Source organism: Streptococcus suis (assembly GCF_024509555.1).
GTDB classification, from domain to species: Bacteria; Bacillota; Bacilli; order Lactobacillales; family Streptococcaceae; genus Streptococcus; species Streptococcus suis_AD.
Genome location: NZ_JAMWEL010000001.1, coordinates 40,392 through 58,949 on the forward strand (window position 1 = coordinate 40,392; position 18,558 = coordinate 58,949).

An 18,558-nucleotide genomic window follows, 5' to 3' on the forward strand; every position below is an offset into this window, starting at 1 on the left:
TTGAAGGAGTGAAACGCGTGATAAAACCCAACTATGACTGGCAATTATTGACCGGTTTTTCTGATGAACAATTTATCAAAATCGCAAAAAAAGAGAGCTTGGATCCCCTTGCTGCTAAGTTACTCTATGAACGAGGCGTTCAAACTGTTGAAGAGTTACAAGCCTTTTTACAACCAAGCCTAGAAGAACTCCACGATCCCTATTTGTTACATGATATGGATAAGGCAGTGGAGCGGATCCGTCGGGCTATTGAAGATTATGAACAAATCTTGATTTATGGGGATTATGATGCGGACGGGATGACCTCGGCGTCGATCCTCAAGGAAACCTTGGAGGAAATGGGGGCAGAAGTCCAGGTCTATCTTCCAAACCGTTTTACAGATGGCTATGGTCCCAATCAGTCGGTTTATAAGTATTTTATCGAACAACAGGGGATTTCTCTGATTGTGACGGTGGATAATGGCGTAGCGGGTCATGAAGCCATTGCCTATGCTCAGGAAATGGGTGTCGATGTTGTCGTGACTGATCACCACTCCATGCAGGAAACGCTTCCCAATGCCTATGCCATTGTTCACCCAGAACATCCAGAGGGGAACTATCCCTTCAAATACCTTGCTGGTTGTGGTGTGGCCTTTAAACTGGCCTGTGCTCTTCTTGAAACGGTTCATGCAGATTTGCTGGACTTGGTCGCAATTGGTACGATCGCTGATATGGTTAGCCTAACTGGCGAAAATCGTGTGATGGTCAAGTACGGACTTTCTCTTCTTAAACAAACGGAGCGAGCAGGTCTTCAAGAATTGATGAAAATTGCAGGAATTGATGTAGATAGCCTTGACGAAGAAACTGTTGGTTTCCAACTTGCTCCGAGATTGAATGCTCTGGGACGTCTGGATGATCCAAATCCAGCCATCGAATTATTGACTGGTTTTGACGATGAAGAAGCCCATGAGATTGCTCTCATGATTGATAGTAAGAACGTCGAGCGTAAGGATATCGTTCAAGCCATCTATGATGAGGCCAAGTCCATGCTTCGTTCTGATAGACCTGTGCAGGTTCTAGCTAAAGAGGGCTGGAACCCAGGTGTTCTAGGAATTGTTGCAGGTCGTTTGCTTGAAGAACTACACCAGCCCGTCATTGTCTTGTCCATAGAAGATGGTAAGGCCAAGGGCTCTGCCCGCTCGGTTGAGGCTGTGGATATTTTCCAGGCCCTCAAAGATCACCAAGACCTCTTTATCGCCTTTGGTGGCCATGCTGGTGCGGCTGGAATGACCCTGGAAGTGGAAAAATTGGACCAGTTGGCCGATACACTGACAGCCTACATCATTGAGAACAAGCTGGACTTGTCTAGCAAATCTTCCCTTGTCTTAGATGAAGAATTGGACTTGGAAGAATTAAATCTTGATACGCTAAAGTCCTTTGAAAAATTAGCACCCTACGGCATGGACAATAAAAAGCCGATTTTCTATGTTAAGGATTTCCAAGTGGAATCTGCACGGACCATGGGGCAGAATAATGCCCACCTCAAACTGCGTATCACCAAAGGTGGCTCTGGTTTTGATGTGGTGGCCTTTGGCAAGGGCAACCTAGCCCTAGAATTTTCACAGGCTAAAGACCTAGAATTAGCTGTTACTCTTTCTGTTAACAAGTGGAATGGCAATACCAGTCTTCAACTTATGCTGGTAGATGCTAGGGTCAATGGTGTCCAACTCTACAATATTCGCGGTAAACAACACCAGATACCAGTAGGCATTCCTATTTTGGATGTGGCCAACCCAGCGACGAAAGAAAAAGCTATAGTTCTAGCTAGTTTGCCTGAGGACATCAGTAGTCTGCGCAGCTATTTCCAAGAAAATGAATTTGAGGCGATTTACTTTAAAAATGAAATTGCCAAGCCTTACTATCTTGATGGTTATGGTAGTCGGGACCAATTTGCCAAATTGTATAAGACTATTTATCAGTTTGATGAGTTTGATGTGCGCTATAAATTGAAAGATTTGGCTGCTTACTTGAAAATCAAGGACACCCTGTTAGTGAAAATGATTCAAATTTTCCAAGAATTGGAATTTGTGACCATTACGGATGGTGTCATGCGGGTCAACAAGGAGGCACAGAAACGAGAAATCTCAGACAGTCAGATTTACCAAGACTTGAAAGAAACAGTTATCCAGCAAGAATTGATGGCACTTGGCACTGTTCAGGAAATCTATGACTGGCTGTGTGGGCAAGTTTGATGATGCTTGTATTTCTTGGTTTTCTACTTTTATTGCTTATCCATGTGTTAATTAGAGACATCAATGGCCGGAAAAAAGCCTTGAAAGCCTTGGAAGAAGTTGAACCAGTCCGGCAAGTCTTGAAAGTATTGAGGAGCAGAGGGTTGTCAGAAAAGGTGATTTACAAGGCATTTCTTAAAGATTTATTGAAAATGCCAAAAGCAGAGATTCCAGTATTTGTCCAAAAATTCATGGATGAACTTTCGATTTTTGCCTCAACCAGTTTTTACAAGTTGTTAAAAGCTGAAAGTTCGTCTATGACCAAAGAACAAGCACGGAGTTTGGTAGGGCAGGTTATGGAGATCTTGGAAGCTCCAGAAGAACTACACCAAAGCCACCTGTCTGACTTGCTAGGGAAAATAGACGGTAACTGCCCTCCCCACCATCCTTTCTGGCGCTTGTTTGCTGACTTAATTGACAAGGCCTTTCCTGGTCAGGAGCTGGCAGAGGAGGGTAAATTTAGCAAACAAGTCCATCAATTGCGCTATCTGATTTCCTACCAGCAGGCGACTTGGGTTCGTCAGCACTATGGACAAGGAAAATCAGATTGGCAGGCCTTGGCAGCCTACCTGGCTAGTCTGCCTCGTTGGTCCTATCGTTTGAGAGAATCTGCCCGTCTGCATAATAAGCAATTTTTTGCTAGGGATGAGAAAAAAATATTACCCATCAATCTTAAGGTCTTGATTGGATTTCATAGCGAATTCATCCTGGCACAAGAAGGACAATTTGCCTTGATTTTAGAAGAAAGACCTTATAAAAACGGTGTTGTCAATGGAGCCTCTTTCAATTATGCCAGAGCCAATAATAAGCGCCACTACCAGTTAGACATGGCTCCAGTTGGTCCGCATGACCCTCCTTTTCGTAAGAAAATGATTAGGTCTAAAGCTGGGACCTACCTTTCTCCTACTCGCATTTCTAAGCATAAAAGCAAGCTTAATCAGACAGCTTGGGAACAATCCTATTTCAATTCTCAAGGCTATTTTTCCCATATGGCACATAGCAGAGCTGCACTTGTAGCTAGCTTGAGTAGGCGTTTTGCCAAAGATATAAGATTTGAAATGTACCAAAAACTAATTTCATGGTATAATAAAGAGTAAAACTAAAAATTTAAAGAGAGATGAAAATGAACTTAAAAGATTACATCGCAACCATTCCTGATTATCCAAAAGAAGGTATCGAATTCCGTGACATCAGTCCTTTGATGGCTGATGGCAACGCTTATAGCTATGCCGTACGTGAAATTGTTCAGTACGCGACGGACAAGCAAATTGATATGATTGTAGGTCCGGAGGCGCGTGGTTTCATCGTTGGCTGCCCAGTTGCTTTTGAATTGGGTATTGGTTTTGCCCCAGTTCGTAAGCCAGGCAAACTACCACGCGAAGTTATCTCAGCTGACTATGAAAAAGAGTATGGTGTGGATACTTTGACTATGCATGCGGATGCGATTAAGCCAGGTCAACGTGTTCTCATCGTTGATGACTTGTTGGCAACTGGTGGAACTGTCAAAGCGACCATCGAAATGATTGAAAAACTTGGTGGTATTGTAGCAGGTTGTGCCTTCTTGATCGAGTTGGATGATCTCAAGGGTCGCGAAGCAATCGGTGATTACGACTATAAAGTATTAATGCATTATTAAGATTGATATAGCCAAAACTTATAACTGGTACTTATTTTCTTCTAATTGAATTGTATAACAACCTGTCTTATAATAATTATAAGAAACTCAGGAGGTTGCTTATGCCAATTAAAATTGAAAAATCATTACCAGCAGTAGATATTTTGAGAGAAGAGAATATATTTGTCATGGACAGCGTACGTGCAAGTCATCAGGACATTCGTCCCATCAATATTTTAATTCTCAATCTCATGCCACAGAAAATTGTGACGGAGACTCAGCTGCTCCGTCTTTTAGCAAATACACCCTTGCAATTGGAAGTGGAGTTTCTATACATGGTAAGTCATGAGTCTAAAAATACTCATTCGGACCATCTGGAGCAGTTTTACAAGACATTTGAGCAGGTCAAAGATGAATTTTTTGACGGACTGATTGTCACAGGTGCTCCAGTGGAAAACCTCCTCTTCGAAGAAGTGGATTACTGGCACGAACTAACTCAGGTCTTTGAATGGTCCAAAACACATGTTTATTCGACCCTTCACATTTGCTGGGGAGCTCAGGCTGGACTTTATGCCCGCTATGGCGTTCCCAAGCATGCCATGTCTCAGAAACTTTCAGGTGTATATAGTCAGGAAGTTACTCATCCAACTTGTTCTCTGATGCGAGGATTTGACGACGAATTTCGTTCACCCCATTCTAGGTACACAGAGGTCAAAGAAGAAGACATTACTCATTTAAAGAATTTACTGGTCCTTTCAAAAGGGGAAGATGTTGGCTTGTCTATCTTAGCTAGTAAGGATTTGAGAGAAGTCTATAGTTTTGGGCATTTGGAGTATGACCGCGATACGCTAGCTAAAGAATATGAGCGTGATTGTTTGGCGGGTAAAAATCCTAATATCCCAGAACATTATTTTAAAGACAATGATCCAACGAGTCGTCCTTCCTTATCATGGAATTTACCAGCAGCGCAATTCTTTACCAACTGGGTCAACTATGCTGTCTATCAGGAAACACCGTACGATTGGAAAACCTATGAGCAGTCGGCACTTTCAGCAAGTCTTTAATGTTTAAAGAGGAAATATGAACTATTCACAGCAATTTCGGCAGGGACATTTGGTCCTACCTTCAGCCATTCTGTTTCATTATCGGGATCTTTTTCCTTCAGCAGATGATTTTTTAGTCTGGCAATTTTTCTTTTATCAAAATACATCCAATTTAGAAACCTTGATTCCGAGTGAAATTGCTGAGGCGATAGGTATTCCTGAAGCAAATGTCAATCAATCCATTGGGAACTTGCAGGAAGCTGGATTATTAGAATTTAAGACCATTAGTATCTCGGGTGAGATTGAGGTTATTTTTGATGCTCTTCCTGCGCTTGAGAAACTGGATGACTTGCTAAATACTGAAGAAAAACAGGAATATAGACCAATTAATGATCTTAAAACTTTGGTAACTGATTTCGAACGTGAATTAGGTCGTTTCTTATCCCCCTTCGAAATCGAGGACTTACAGAAAACGATTGAAGATGACAAGACCTCTGTTGAATTAGTTCGTGCTGCCTTAAAAGAAGCTGTTTTTAACAATAAAACCAATTGGAAATATATACAAGCAATTTTGCGCAACTGGCGTCGTGAGGGAATTACAACAGTCGCTCAGGTAGAAGCAAAAAATGCAGAAAGAGAAGCTCAGGTTCCAAAGAATGTAACGGTATCCAATGACTTTCTTGATGCAATGAATCTTTGGAAAGATTAATATGGAAACAAAATTATCAAGACGATTAGAGGCAGTAGCCTCCTATGTGCCTCAAGGGGCTCGATTAGCAGATGTAGGGAGTGATCATGCTTATCTCCCTCTTTTTTTGGTGGAACAGGGCAGAATTGAATATGCCATCGCAGGCGAAGTTGTTCAAGGTCCCTACGATTCTGCTCTTCAAAATGTGGAGCAGGCTGATCAGTCAGATAAGATTTCTGTCCGCATGGCCAATGGTCTGGCGGCAGTTGAGCTAGATGACCAAGTAAGCACCGTTACCATTGCAGGAATGGGTGGTCGTTTAATTGCCGAAATCTTGGAAGCTGGGAAAGATAAACTTGTGTCGGTAGAGCGTCTGATTTTACAGCCCAATAACCGAGAAGATGATGTCCGTCGGTGGTTGGTCGCCAACGGTTTTCAGCTTGTTGCTGAGGAAATCTTGGAAGAAAATGACAAGATTTATGAAATCTTAGTGGCAGAGAAAGGAAATATTGACTTGACTGCCGACCAGTTACGGTTTGGCCCTTATTTGTTGGAAGAGCAGTCTGCAACCTTTCAGAAAAAGTGGCTCAAAGAACTGGACAAGTTGACTTATGCCTTTGAGCAAGTGCCCCGTGAACGCAAGGCTGACCGCTCTGCTATTTCCCAAAAAATCCAACAAATTCAGGAGGTGCTTCATGTTAGCAAGTAAAGTGATTGAGCGTTATCAGGCTTTTTGTTCGCCATCTTTGGCTATGGAGGGCGATGTGAAAGGGCTGCAAATTGGCACGCTCAAGAAGGACATTCGTCGGGTCATGGTGGCTCTGGATATTCGTGAAACGACGGTGGCGGAGGCTATTGACAAGCAGGTGGATCTGATTATCGTCAAGCATGCTCTGATTTTCCGTCCGATCAAGGATTTGGTGGCGGACAATCTTCAGACCAAGATCTATCTGGATTTGATTAAGCACGATATTGCGGTCTATGTCAGCCATACGGATATCGATGTGGTGGACGGCGGGCTCAACGACTGGTTCTGTGACCTTTTAGGTATTCAGGATACTAGCTATTTGATTGAAACTGCCGAGGGACAGGGGCTTGGTCGTGTGGGGACAATAGCAGAGCAGACCTTGGAGGAGTTGGCTTTGAAAGTCAAGGAGGTCTTTGGTCTGGACGCTGTCCGTCTGGTGACTTATGGGCATCAAGCACAGCAGTATGTCAACCGTGTGGCAATCTGTGGTGGTAGTGGCGGCTCTTACTACCATGAGGCCCTTGCCAAGGGGGCAGATGTTTACATCACAGGTGATATCTACTACCATACTGGACAGGACATGCTGACCCAGGGCTTGTTGGCGATTGACCCCGGTCACCATATCGAAGCCTTGTTTGTTAAGAAAATTGCAGATTTGCTGGAAACATGGAAGATAGAAGAAGGTTGGGATGTGGAAATCCTTCCATCGACCGTATCAACAAACCCATTCAGACACCTATAAAAGTCACAAATTTGTGGCTTTTTTACCTTCCTCTTGATTTTTTATAGTAGTTAAGGTATCCTAATTAATATCATATGCATGACTAAAGAGAAGGAGTTTTGGAATGACTTGGTTTACTGAACAGTCTGTAGTGTTACAGGCCTTGATTGGTGGTTTATTTACTTGGTTTTGTACTATTTTAGGCTCTGCTATTGTATTTTTCTTTAAAACTGTTAGCCGACGTTTGTTAGATACTATGCTTGGATTTGCAGCTGGTGTTATGATTGCGGCTTCTTTTTGGTCTTTATTAGCCCCATCGATTGAGTATGCTGAAAGTTCATACGGTAATCTGGCTTGGATACCAGCAGCAGTAGGTTTTGCAGCAGGTGGTATTTTTTTACGCTTGGTAGATGCCTGGATTCCGCATTTGCATTTGGGAAATGATAAAGATAAGGCAGAAGGTGGTGGTGAGAAGGAGAGAAAAAATCTATCCAAAACAGCCCTGCTCTTCTTAGCTATTACAATTCACAATATTCCTGAAGGTTTGGCGGTCGGTGTGACATTTGGTGCACTTGCTTCTAACTATAGTCCAGCAGCTTTTATCGGCGCAATTGGTCTTGCTATTGGGATTGGTATACAAAATATTCCTGAAGGGGCAGCCTTGGCTATTCCCATTCGGACGGATGGTGCTTCACGCTGGAAAGCCTTCTATTGGGGCTCCATGTCCGCTATTGTCGAACCGATTGCAGCAGTCATTGGGGCTTTTGCGGTAACCTTTATGACACCTATTTTACCTTATGCCCTCTCTTTTGCGGCAGGAGCCATGATTTTTGTCGTCGTAGAAGAGCTCATTCCAGAATCGCAGACAAACGGCAATACGGATATTGCAACACTTGGGCTCATGGCAGGGTTTATCATTATGATGATTTTGGATGTTGCCCTAGGATAATTTGTTAAAGTCTGTCGTCACAGGCTTTTTTCTTATGCAAATATCTCTGAAAATATGGTATAATGAACTGATATTAATTTAGGGAAGGTACTCTTATATGAAAGGTATTATTCTAGCTGGTGGGTCAGGTACACGCTTGTATCCTTTAACGCGCGCAGCTTCAAAACAGTTGATGCCAATTTACGATAAACCAATGATCTATTATCCATTGTCAACACTTATGTTGGCTGGGATTAAAGATATTTTGATTATTTCAACTCCGCAAGATCTTCCACGTTTTAAGGATATGTTAGGAGATGGTTCTGAACTTGGAATTTCACTTTCATATGCAGAACAACCTAGTCCAGATGGTTTGGCGCAAGCCTTCCTCATCGGCGAAGAGTTTATCGGTACGGATAGTGTTGCCCTTATTTTAGGTGATAATATTTACCACGGAAATGGATTGACCAAGATGTTGCAACGTGCAGCCAGCAAAGAAAAGGGAGCGACTGTCTTTGGTTACCAAGTAAAAGACCCAGAACGCTTTGGTGTTGTTGAGTTTGACGCAGATATGAATGCTATTTCTATCGAAGAAAAACCTGATGAGCCAAAATCGAATTTTGCTGTTACTGGTCTTTATTTCTATGACAATGATGTTGTGGATATTGCGAAAAATATTAAGCCTTCACCTCGTGGCGAGTTGGAAATCACAGATGTCAACAAGGCTTACTTAGAACGCGGCGACTTGTCTGTTGAGCTTATGGGACGAGGCTTTGCTTGGTTGGATACAGGTACACATGAAAGTCTTTTGGAAGCTGCGCAATACATTGAAACTGTTCAACGCTTGCAAAACGTTCAAGTAGCTAACTTGGAAGAAATTGCCTACCGCATGGGCTACATTACAAAAGAACAAGTGCATGAATTGGCACAACCACTTAAGAAAAATGAATACGGACAATACTTGCTCCGTTTGATTGGAGAAGCTTAATGACAGAAAACTTTTTCGGTAAAACACTAGCTGCCCGCCCAGTCGAAGCCATTCCAGGAATGTTAGAATTCGACATTCCTGTTCATGGCGACAACCGTGGCTGGTTTAAGGAGAACTTCCAAAAGGAAAAAATGTTGCCTCTCGGCTTCCCTGAAAGCTTCTTCGCAGAAGGGAAATTGCAAAATAATGTTTCTTTCTCCCGCAAAAATGTTCTTCGTGGTCTTCACGCAGAGCCTTGGGATAAATACATTTCAGTAGCAGACGGCGGTAAGGTTTTGGGAACTTGGGTTGATCTACGTGAAGGCGAAACCTTCGGTAATACCTACCAAACCGTTATCGATGCTTCAAAAGGTATCTTCGTTCCGCGCGGAGTAGCCAACGGTTTCCAAGTCTTGTCAGACTTCGTGGCCTACAGCTACTTGGTCAACGACTACTGGGCTTTGGAACTCAAGCCTAAGTATGCTTTCGTCAACTACGCTGACCCTAGCCTCGACATCAAGTGGGAAAACCTAGAAGAAGCAGAAGTTTCAGAAGCAGATGAAAACCACCCATTCCTCAAGGACATCAAGCCTTTGAGAAAAGAGGACCTCTAATGTTTCAAGCCTTTTTGGAAATAGCAGAGCAGTTAAACAAGTTAGGAATCACTCCCTTGTTAATGGGCTCAGTTGGTTTGGAAAGGCGCACAGGGAGGGACTGGCAGGCAGGAGATTTAGATATTCATGTTCCAAGTGATCCGCGTGGCTGGGAAGCCCCAGACGACCAACGGATTTATCAGGCGGACGCCTTGATTTCTATGATGAATCAACTAGGATATGTCCTTGTTGACCGTCATGAACATGAATTTCATAAAGATGGCTTATCTGTTGAATTCGGAGGTCTACATTCACTGCCTGAATTTGCTGGTGTAGAGCTAGAAGATTTGGAAGAATTAGAAACAGCAGGTGTTCGCTATTACCTACCGACACTTGAACAATACCTGAAAATCTACCAAGCCTCTTCAAAAGATTCCTACCGTGCAGAAAATAACAATCAAAAAGACTTTGCTAAGATTACTTACTTGAAAGAAATCTTGAAGTAAAATAAGCGAACAAAGCGAGCAGTTCTGTGTGTCATCACCGTAGTGAGAAGCTCCTTTGCTTTGCTAAGGAGCGAGGGAAACCATGAGATCTTAGGCTCATGGTTTAGTAATGAAACACCTTGGTGGTTGCTTACGACCCCACTACCTAAGTTGACACACAAAAAAGAAAAAACTTTTCGGAGAAAAAAATGTCTCAATTTAAAAATATTATCGTAACTGGTGGAGCTGGTTTCATCGGTTCAAACTTCGTACACTATGTATATAACAATCATCCAGACGTTCACGTAACTGTTTTGGATAAACTCACTTATGCAGGAAACAAGGCGAACTTGGAAGCTATTCTTGGTGACCGTGTTGAGCTGGTTGTTGGCGACATTGCAGATGCTGAATTGGTTGACAAATTGGCTGCTAAGGCAGATGCCATCGTTCACTATGCGGCCGAAAGCCACAACGACAACTCTCTCAACGACCCAAGCCCATTCATCCATACCAACTTTATCGGTACTTACACCTTGCTTGAAGCGGCTCGTAAATACGACATCCGTTTCCACCATGTATCGACCGACGAAGTATACGGTGATCTTCCTTTGCGTGAAGACTTGCCAGGTCATGGAGAAGGTCCAGGTGAGAAATTCACTGCGGAAACCAACTACAACCCATCATCACCTTACTCATCAACCAAGGCTGCTTCAGACTTGATTGTCAAAGCATGGGTGCGTTCATTTGGTGTTAAAGCAACGATTTCTAACTGTTCAAACAACTACGGTCCATACCAACACATCGAGAAATTTATCCCACGCCAAATCACCAATATCTTGGCAGGTATTAAGCCAAAACTTTACGGTGAAGGTAAAAACGTCCGTGACTGGATTCATACCAACGACCACTCGACTGGTGTTTGGGCAATCTTGACAAAAGGCCGTATGGGTGAAACTTACCTGATTGGTGCTGACGGTGAGAAGAACAACAAAGAAGTGCTTGAATTGATTCTTGAAAAAATGGGTCAACCAAAAGATGCTTACGACCACGTGACTGACCGTGCAGGACACGATTTGCGCTATGCTATTGACGCAAGCAAACTTCGTGATGAGCTAGGATGGACACCACAATTCACAGACTTCTCTCAAGGTTTGGAAGAGACTATCCAGTGGTATACAGATAACCAAGACTGGTGGAAGGCTGAAAAAGAAGCTGTTGAAGCAAACTATGCTAAGACACAGGAAGTTATTAAATAAGATTATTAAAGGCTAGGGCTCTTGCCCAAGCCTTTCTTGAAATAAGGAGCAAACATGATTTTAATTACAGGTGCAAATGGTCAGTTGGGGACTGAATTGCGTTATCTCTTGGATGAGCGTGGCGTCGAGTATGTTGCCGCTGATGTAGCAGAAATGGACATCACAGATGCAGAGAAAGTAGATGCCTTCTTTGCAGAGGTCAAGCCGAGCGTTGTCTACCACTGTGCAGCCTATACAGCTGTTGATATGGCAGAAGATGAAGGCAAGGAACTCAACTACAAGATTAACGTAACAGGCTCTGAAAATGTTGCTAAGGCAGCAGCAAAATACGGTGCAACCCTCGTTTATATCTCAACGGACTATGTCTTCAATGGTGAGTTGCCAGTCGGTCAAGAATGGCAAGTAGATGACCAACCAGATCCGCAATCTGAATACGGTCGTACCAAGCGTTTGGGTGAAGAAGCAGTTGAGAAGTTCGCAGACAAGTTCTACACTGTTCGTACAGCTTGGGTATTTGGTAACTATGGTAAAAACTTTGTTTTCACCATGCAAAATCTTGCGGAAACCCGCGATACTTTGACGGTTGTTAACGACCAGCACGGTCGTCCAACTTGGACACGTACGCTTGCGGAATTTATGGTACACTTGGTTGAAACTGGTCAAGAATTTGGCTATTATCATTTATCAAATGATGCGGCAGAAGATACAACTTGGTTTGACTTTGCGACTGAAATCCTCAAAGATACTAATACCAAGGTATTGCCAGTGGATTCTAGCCAGTTCCCAGCTAAGGCAAAACGTCCCTTCAACTCAACCATGAGCTTGGACAAGGCAAAAGCCACAGGCTTTGTCATCCCAACTTGGCAAGAAGCTTTGGAGGCATTCTATAAGCAGGAAAAGAAGTAGATCTTTCGGTAACCAAACTACAAAGTGTAAGTGTATAAGTTTTCTTTTCTACTTCTATTGTTGGTATTACAGATAACAGGACGAAGAAATCGATAGGAGCTTTTTGCACTTCCAGTCAAGTAAGTATAGATGATCGTGACTTTTGAAGTATGTTAGGTCGAGTAGTTTCTTTTTAGTACTTGTTCCAACTATCTTGAAAATAGTTGGAGCTTGGAATAATGTGAATAAAGTTTGTGTCAACAGTTAATGGTTGATTATATAGTCAAGTGACTGTATAAGTTTGGGAGAGTACTTTGGAAGCAGTCTCTTATACAAAGTAGGGCAAGGTGAATTAACCAAGTGATTGAAGAGAAACCAACTGACACTATAATAAAAACGAGGTTCTACCTCGTTTTTATTATAGTGTCAGTTCTTTATAGTGGAGTATAAGTTTGTTGAAATTAACTTTGATATACTTGATTAGTTCTCTTTTTGTATAATGTTACTAGCCACAGGATATACTCTACAGTTGCGACTTGGTTTACAAGGTATACTATTGGAAAATCAAAAATGGTACTTGTTGACTGGATTTGAAGAGAATAATGTTTCTGCGGAACTATTTAGTCTCTTACCTGAAAATGAGAAAGTACTAGGGTTCTACCTACACTTGCGTTGATTAGTTTATTTTTGATTTTCATTGAGTGTTATTTTCCAATATAGCACAACTACATGGTTGTTTTGGCAACCTGAATCAGATTGAGTTGTATGAAGTTCATTCATTCGGCTAATATTAGTTTTACTCGTAGCCCCCTCCTACAATTCCAAAATACTCTTCTAGAGTTAGACCAGAACGGTAGATTTCAGCGGCTTCTCGACCGATGTAACGAAGATGCCATGGTTCGTGCATATAGCCAGTAATGTGTTCTTTTCCAGGTAGATAGCGGACAATAAAACCGTACTCATGGGCATGATTGGCAATCCAACTAGCAGTAGCATTGTTTAATGTTAGCCCTTGATTTGAAAAAATATCAAAAGCTAAACCTGTCTGATGTTCGCTGTAACCAGGTCTTGCGGCGTAACGATCAGCTGCAGCCCTCCCATCCCTGAGCACATAATTTTGATACAATCCTGCTTGGTGGTTGTAACTTCTATACCCACTGTAACTGTTACTAATAGGATAACCTAAGACTCTCATTCTATTAGTCATCGCAAGAAAAGCTTGTTTTGCAGTTGTATTTTCTCCAGGTGCGTATGATGGAGAGAGAGGGTGCTTTTTATTAATAATAATAATTTTATCATATTTTCCTTGAATACTGTAGAATTGTCCGTTGTATATTGGACCTTTGTAAGTTACTTCGTGGCTTGTATTGGAAACGAAGTGAAGTTTTCCTAGCGTATCTTGATAGTACAAATGAATATGATAGAGTCCACTACTATATTTATGATTGGCAGCCGTGATGGCTACTGTATAGCTGCCATCGACCTGTTTTTGCCCGGAATACCAAACGATATCATCTTGACCGTTTGCATTAGACCATATTGGTACTTTGACTGTTTTCACTCCAGTAGGGGAGCTGATATTGCTGATACGGACAGAAAAGCTACCTGTTTGCTGATTGGTGGTTTCAACCTGAATATGACCGGCTAGATCTTTCGGTCCTGGTAGGGTATGCTTTGTTGCAAACAGAGCGGTTAGCTGATTGTTCGGTAATACACCATAGGCATGGATATGATATAGTCCGGTTTCATAATGATGATTCGTAATATCCAATGTTGCCCTGAATCGTCCTTCTGTTAATCTCGTTGTCTCATACCATTTTATTTCATCCTGACCATTGGTATTTGACCAGATCGGTACACGGACAGTCTTGAAATACTGAGGCACTCCAGAAATTAGAATGTCAACACTTGTATTGCTTGTTTGAGTGAGAGTATGCTCAATTTTAGGACTTGGCAAAGTATAATGGGTCGCAAATAATCCAGTTAACTGACTATTTGGCAATAGACCATAGGCATGGATATGATATAGTCCAGTTTCATAATGATGGTTCTTAATATCCAATGTTGCCTTGAATTGTCCATCTGTTAATCTCGATGCCTCATACCATTTTATTTCATCCTGACCATTGGCATTTGACCAGATCGGCACACGGACAGCCCTGACATAATCAGGTACACCGGCTACCAGAACTTCAACACTTGTATTGCTTGTTTGAGTGATTTTGTAATCAATTTTAGGTACTGGGAAAGTGTAATTAGTAGCAAATAAGGCGGCTAATCTATCATTCTTTTGTACCCCATAGACATGAATATGATATAGTCCAGTTTCATAATGATGGTTCTTAATATCTAATGTTGCCTTATAGCTGCCGTCCTTTAGTCTGCTTGCCTCATACCATTTTATATCATCTTGTCCACTTGCATCTGACCACATCGGCACACGAACAGCTTTGAAAGTATTAGGTACACCTGAAATCAGAACTTCTAGACTTGTATTGCTAGTTTGTCTAACGGTATGGTTTAATTTTGGAGGAGTAGTAGTAATGGTATCTGCTGCTAATCCAATCATTTGCCCATTGCGATTGGCATAGGTGTGAATGTGGTATTTACCGTATTCTAAATGTTTGTTTAGATCGACATATGCAATACTAGATTTATCTAGACTATACCATTGTAAATCATCTTGTTGATTGAAATCAGACCAAACGGCAACACTGATAGATTCAGTTTGTTTCATTTGATAATTATACTGAACAAGAAGCTGCTGGTTTTCTTGAGTAACAGTAATAACTGGAAGTGTATTGGTTGTTTCCTTGGTCGATAAACTTGTATCCTCTGACCTACTTATAGTCGTTTGCACTGGCGTGCTAGTTTCTGTGGCATTGTTGCTAGAAGCACTACGAAAGCCAGCCCCTGATGCATTTGTTAGTTGATTGAGAGACTCAACTTGTTCATCTGTTTCCGAATTATTAGTAATTGATTCGGTAAGGGATTGACTAGAAAGGTTTTGTTTACTATCTGAAGTAGTAGGTGCAGTCGTAGCGATAGTTGTCGTAGTAGTTGAAGTTGATTCGCTGATAGTTGGAAATTCACTTGTTTCAACAGAGGTTTGTGAAACTGTAGCTATTTCTTCAGCATGAGCCTGTAGATTAGAAAAAAGTGCCAGTACAATTGGAATAGCTAAGTATGGTTTAGGCTTGTAGGGAAAATTCTTTTTATTACTCATTACAATTTCCTTGTTAATTAATTAAGTCAAAAACAGTATACTATTTTCATCATATAAATACAAGTAATTTTAGAACTGTACCTTGAAAGGAACAGAACTTTTATTTACTGAAAAATTTTCCTTTTCAAATAGAGGAGAGTGTGCTATACTTAAAAAGTCATCTTATATTTTCTATGGAATTTTCAACATTTCTTGAAAATTTAGGAAAAATTATGTTAAGGAGTACTATGTGAAAAAGAAATCTTTGCTTTTTCTTTCAATATGTGCGTGGGCTTTACAAAGTCATTTGGTTCATGCTAACACATTGGCAGAAACAACAAGTACAGTTTCTCAAGGTAATGAGATATCTGAATCATCTGCAACAACTAAGGCTACTTCAAGTGTGACAGCTGAGTCAACAGTGCAGGCAGAGCAGACAGTTGAAACGGATGCTGTAACAAATAATCAAGTAGTTGTTGCCTCATCAAGTTCGGCTGAAACTGGTTCACAAACAAGCCTTGTTACACCGGCTTCAACTGCACAAAATAAGTCAGCAAGCACAAGTTCTGCTGATACAGTAGCTACCGCAACTTCTAAGACTGAAATTGCATTTGCACCATCCCCTTCACAAACGGAAACAAGTTCAGTTGCAACTGAGCCAACAGGCACTGTTTCGGTAGTAAATGTTGATGCTCAAAAGGGGAGCTTTGATGTAAAAGTGACCAATGTTTCGTCACCGAAAGAGATTTCAAACGTGTATGTCCCTACTTGGACAGAAACGAGTGGTCAGGATGACATTATTTGGTATGAAGCCAAACGTCAATTGGATGGGAGCTATCTATTAAACGTAAATAAAGCGCAACACAAGTATGGTTCAGGAAAATACCATTCCCATGTCTACTATCGAACAACAGATGGAAGTTTGACAGGTATTGGAGCAACTTCAGTTGTTTTACCAGAAGTTAAAACAAGCGGTACAATTACAACAACTGTCAGTGCTCAAACAGGTAGTTATCAAGTTAGGGTTAGTGATATTTCGGCTCCACGTGGGTTAGACAAGGTCTTAGTTCCAACATGGACAGCGGCAAGTGGCCAAGATGATATTATTTGGCACGAAGCCCAGCGCCAGTCTGATGGAAGCTACATTGCTAAAATTAGTAAAGTCCAGCATAAAAATGAATCTGGACAATATGTTTCTCATGTTTATTATCGAGGAATAGATGGCAGTTTAACTGGTGTAGGAGCGACTTCAGCGGTCTTGCCAGAAGTAAAGGCAAATGGTATTGTGAAGGCAACCAATATTAGTCCAGAGACAGGTAGCTATGAAGTAGCAATTAGTGATATCATTGCACCAAAAGGACTTGATAAGGTATTTGTGCCAACTTGGTCTGAAAATAAGGGCCAAGATGATATTATTTGGCATGAGGCCCAACGTCAATCAAATGGGACCTATCTTGCAAAAATAACTAAATCACAGCATAAGAATGACTCAGGAAAATATATTTCCCATGTTTATTACCGTGGATTGGATGGCAGTTTAACAGCCATTGGTGCGACCGATGCAGTTTTGCCAGAAGTCAAGGCAAGTGGTACAGTAACAGCTAAGAACATAAACACTCAAACTGGTAGTTATGAAGTTCAAGTTAGTAATATTGTAGCTCCACGTGGCTTAGTGAAAGTTCTTGTACCAACATGGACTGAGACAAATGGTCAAGATGATATCATTTGGCATGAAGCCCAACGCCAGTCTGATGGCAGCTATCTTGCAAAAATTAACAAAGCAGATCATAAATATGGTTCAGGGAAATACATTTCCCATGTTTATTATCGAGGAACAGATGGCAGTTTAACAGGCGTGGGAGCCACTTCAGCAGTTCTAACTGAAGTAAAAGCAAGTGGTACAGTAACAACTAAGAACATAAACCTCCAAACAGGAAGTTATGAAGTTCAAGTTAGCAATATTGTTGCACCTCGTGGTTTAGAAAAAGTATTTGTACCAACCTGGACAGATTCGAAAGGACAGGATGATATTGTTTGGCATGAAGCTCAACGTCAATCTGATGGTAGCTATCTTGCAAAAATTAGCAAAGCAAATCATAAATATGGCTCTGGAACATATATTTCCCATGTTTATTATCGAGGAACAGATGGAAATTTGACAGCCATTGGCGCAACAACTGTAGAATTACCCGAGGTAAAAGCGACAGGAACACTAACAGTTAAGAATATTAATAATCAAGCCGGTAGTTTTGAAGTTCAAGTTAGCAACATTACAGCACCTCGTGGCGTGGATAAAGTATTTGTACCGACTTGGACGGATTCAAAAGGTCAAGACGATATCGTTTGGCATGAAGCTCAACGTCAAACTGATGGTACTTATATAGCAAAAATTTATAAATATCAGCATCGCTTTGAAACAGGTGTCTACCATACTCACCTCTATTATCGTGGTTTGGACGGTAGTATGACAGGTGTTGCTGCTACAACAGCGGAGTTGGTTCCTGTGGATCCTGGCACTATAACTCGTTCCTATACTGTATATCTTGACCCAGGTCACGGTGGTATTGATTCGGGTGCATCATATGGGGGAGTCCATGAGAAGAATCTGGCTTTGTCTGTAGCTAATAAACTAAAAGATACTCTTTTGCAACGTGGCATTAATGTATTGATGACTCGTAATGCTGATTATAACGTTGACTTTTTAACTGAACGTTCTCGCATGGCAAATGAAAGTAACGCAGACTTATTCGTCAGCATCCACTTTAATGCTAGTGGTGCAGGTGTGACGACGGCAAAAGGAATTGAGACCTACTGGTATCAGCCGTATGATGCATATCCTTCTAAGATTAATCAGGCGAAGCATGCAGATCCAGTTCGTTTAGCAGAAAGCGAGATTTTAGCAAATAAAGTCCAGTCAAATCTGATTTCGGAAACAGGAGCGGTCGATCGTGGTATTCTCCGAAGAACTTTTGCAGTCTTGCGTGAAACAGCCATTCCAGCCATCCTTGTTGAACTTGGATATATGGACAATCCATCTGAATTGCAGACCATCAAGCAATCTTCATATCATGATAAACTTGCTGCTGGCTTGGCAAATGGTATTATGGATTGGTATGGCACTGTTGAGGGAAAGCAGTTACCGCGTTAGAGACTA

Annotated in this window: 15 protein-coding genes; 14 read left to right on the plus strand and 1 reads right to left on the minus strand. The window is 41.6% G+C overall.

What is annotated here, in order from left to right; genetic code table 11:
• Positions 1-17 precede the first annotated feature (17 nt).
• From recJ to rfbD, 13 genes are all read left to right on the plus strand, one after another.
• Complete coding sequence (recJ, locus tag NF418_RS00205; protein WP_256777919.1) at positions 18-2,231, plus strand: single-stranded-DNA-specific exonuclease RecJ; 2,214 nt, start codon at positions 18-20, stop codon at positions 2,229-2,231.
• Complete coding sequence (locus NF418_RS00210) at positions 2,216-3,367, plus strand: DUF3114 domain-containing protein (RefSeq protein ID WP_256777920.1); 1,152 nt, start codon at positions 2,216-2,218, stop codon at positions 3,365-3,367. The genes recJ and NF418_RS00210 overlap by 16 nt, the downstream gene beginning before the upstream one ends.
• Positions 3,368-3,393: 26 nt before the next feature.
• On the plus strand, positions 3,394-3,906 hold the full coding sequence (locus NF418_RS00215; protein WP_222328175.1) for an adenine phosphoribosyltransferase: 513 nt from the start codon (positions 3,394-3,396) through the stop codon (positions 3,904-3,906).
• Between the two features lie 101 nt (positions 3,907-4,007).
• Positions 4,008-4,949: a homoserine O-acetyltransferase MetA gene (metA, locus tag NF418_RS00220; RefSeq protein WP_256777921.1), complete on the plus strand. Its 942-nt coding sequence runs from the start codon at positions 4,008-4,010 to the stop codon at positions 4,947-4,949.
• A gap of 16 nt (positions 4,950-4,965) precedes the next feature.
• A complete protein-coding gene (locus NF418_RS00225; protein ID WP_171998776.1) occupies positions 4,966-5,637 on the plus strand; it encodes a DnaD domain-containing protein in 672 nt (223 codons plus the stop codon).
• Position 5,638: 1 nt separating this feature from the next.
• Complete coding sequence (locus tag NF418_RS00230) at positions 5,639-6,325, plus strand: tRNA (adenine(22)-N(1))-methyltransferase (protein ID WP_256777922.1); 687 nt, start codon at positions 5,639-5,641, stop codon at positions 6,323-6,325.
• The gene (locus NF418_RS00235; RefSeq protein ID WP_256777923.1) at positions 6,312-7,106 is read left to right on the plus strand and encodes a Nif3-like dinuclear metal center hexameric protein; all 795 of its coding nucleotides are present in this window, start codon (positions 6,312-6,314) and stop codon (positions 7,104-7,106) included. Before NF418_RS00230 ends, NF418_RS00235 begins: the two co-directional genes overlap by 14 nt.
• Before the next feature lie 103 nt (positions 7,107-7,209).
• Positions 7,210-8,034, plus strand: a complete 825-nt coding sequence (locus tag NF418_RS00240; RefSeq protein WP_256777924.1) for a ZIP family metal transporter — start codon at positions 7,210-7,212, stop codon at positions 8,032-8,034.
• 97 nt (positions 8,035-8,131) lie between these two features.
• Positions 8,132-9,001, plus strand: a complete 870-nt coding sequence (rfbA, locus tag NF418_RS00245; protein ID WP_256777925.1) for a glucose-1-phosphate thymidylyltransferase RfbA — start codon at positions 8,132-8,134, stop codon at positions 8,999-9,001.
• Positions 9,001-9,594 (plus strand): dTDP-4-dehydrorhamnose 3,5-epimerase family protein, encoded by a 594-nt coding sequence (locus NF418_RS00250; RefSeq protein ID WP_256777926.1) that lies wholly within the window; start codon positions 9,001-9,003, stop codon positions 9,592-9,594. Before rfbA ends, NF418_RS00250 begins: the two co-directional genes overlap by 1 nt.
• Complete coding sequence (locus NF418_RS00255; protein ID WP_256777927.1) at positions 9,594-10,079, plus strand: phosphoribosylanthranilate isomerase; 486 nt, start codon at positions 9,594-9,596, stop codon at positions 10,077-10,079. The genes NF418_RS00250 and NF418_RS00255 overlap by 1 nt, the downstream gene beginning before the upstream one ends.
• A gap of 188 nt (positions 10,080-10,267) precedes the next feature.
• Positions 10,268-11,314 carry a dTDP-glucose 4,6-dehydratase gene (gene rfbB / locus NF418_RS00260; RefSeq protein ID WP_002937117.1) on the plus strand — a complete coding sequence of 349 codons (1,047 nt, stop codon included), beginning with the start codon at positions 10,268-10,270 and terminating at the stop codon, positions 11,312-11,314.
• Positions 11,315-11,368: 54 nt separating this feature from the next.
• A complete protein-coding gene (gene rfbD, locus NF418_RS00265; RefSeq protein WP_256777928.1) occupies positions 11,369-12,220 on the plus strand; it encodes a dTDP-4-dehydrorhamnose reductase in 852 nt (283 codons plus the stop codon).
• Between the two features lie 775 nt (positions 12,221-12,995).
• On the opposite strand, the gene ldcB is transcribed toward rfbD, so the two are convergent.
• On the minus strand, positions 12,996-15,425 hold the full coding sequence (gene ldcB / locus NF418_RS00270; protein ID WP_256777929.1) for an LD-carboxypeptidase LdcB/DacB: 2,430 nt from the start codon (positions 15,423-15,425) through the stop codon (positions 12,996-12,998).
• 229 nt (positions 15,426-15,654) lie between these two features.
• Between ldcB and NF418_RS00275 the strand changes: the two genes are divergently transcribed.
• Positions 15,655-18,552, plus strand: a complete 2,898-nt coding sequence (locus NF418_RS00275) for a GBS Bsp-like repeat-containing protein (protein WP_256777930.1) — start codon at positions 15,655-15,657, stop codon at positions 18,550-18,552.
• Positions 18,553-18,558 lie beyond the last annotated feature (6 nt).

Coding starts and splice junctions, on each gene's coding strand:
- NF418_RS00215 (WP_222328175.1), top strand. CDS start 3,394: ATGAACTTAAAAGATTACATCGCAACCATTCCTGATTATCCAAAAGAA.
- metA (WP_256777921.1), top strand. CDS start 4,008: ATGCCAATTAAAATTGAAAAATCATTACCAGCAGTAGATATTTTGAGA.
- NF418_RS00225 (WP_171998776.1), top strand. CDS start 4,966: ATGAACTATTCACAGCAATTTCGGCAGGGACATTTGGTCCTACCTTCA.
- NF418_RS00230 (WP_256777922.1), top strand. CDS start 5,639: ATGGAAACAAAATTATCAAGACGATTAGAGGCAGTAGCCTCCTATGTG.
- NF418_RS00235 (WP_256777923.1), top strand. CDS start 6,312: ATGTTAGCAAGTAAAGTGATTGAGCGTTATCAGGCTTTTTGTTCGCCA.
- NF418_RS00240 (WP_256777924.1), top strand. CDS start 7,210: ATGACTTGGTTTACTGAACAGTCTGTAGTGTTACAGGCCTTGATTGGT.
- rfbA (WP_256777925.1), top strand. CDS start 8,132: ATGAAAGGTATTATTCTAGCTGGTGGGTCAGGTACACGCTTGTATCCT.
- NF418_RS00250 (WP_256777926.1), top strand. CDS start 9,001: ATGACAGAAAACTTTTTCGGTAAAACACTAGCTGCCCGCCCAGTCGAA.
- NF418_RS00255 (WP_256777927.1), top strand. CDS start 9,594: ATGTTTCAAGCCTTTTTGGAAATAGCAGAGCAGTTAAACAAGTTAGGA.
- rfbB (WP_002937117.1), top strand. CDS start 10,268: ATGTCTCAATTTAAAAATATTATCGTAACTGGTGGAGCTGGTTTCATC.
- rfbD (WP_256777928.1), top strand. CDS start 11,369: ATGATTTTAATTACAGGTGCAAATGGTCAGTTGGGGACTGAATTGCGT.
- ldcB (WP_256777929.1), bottom strand. CDS start 15,425: ATGAGTAATAAAAAGAATTTTCCCTACAAGCCTAAACCATACTTAGCT.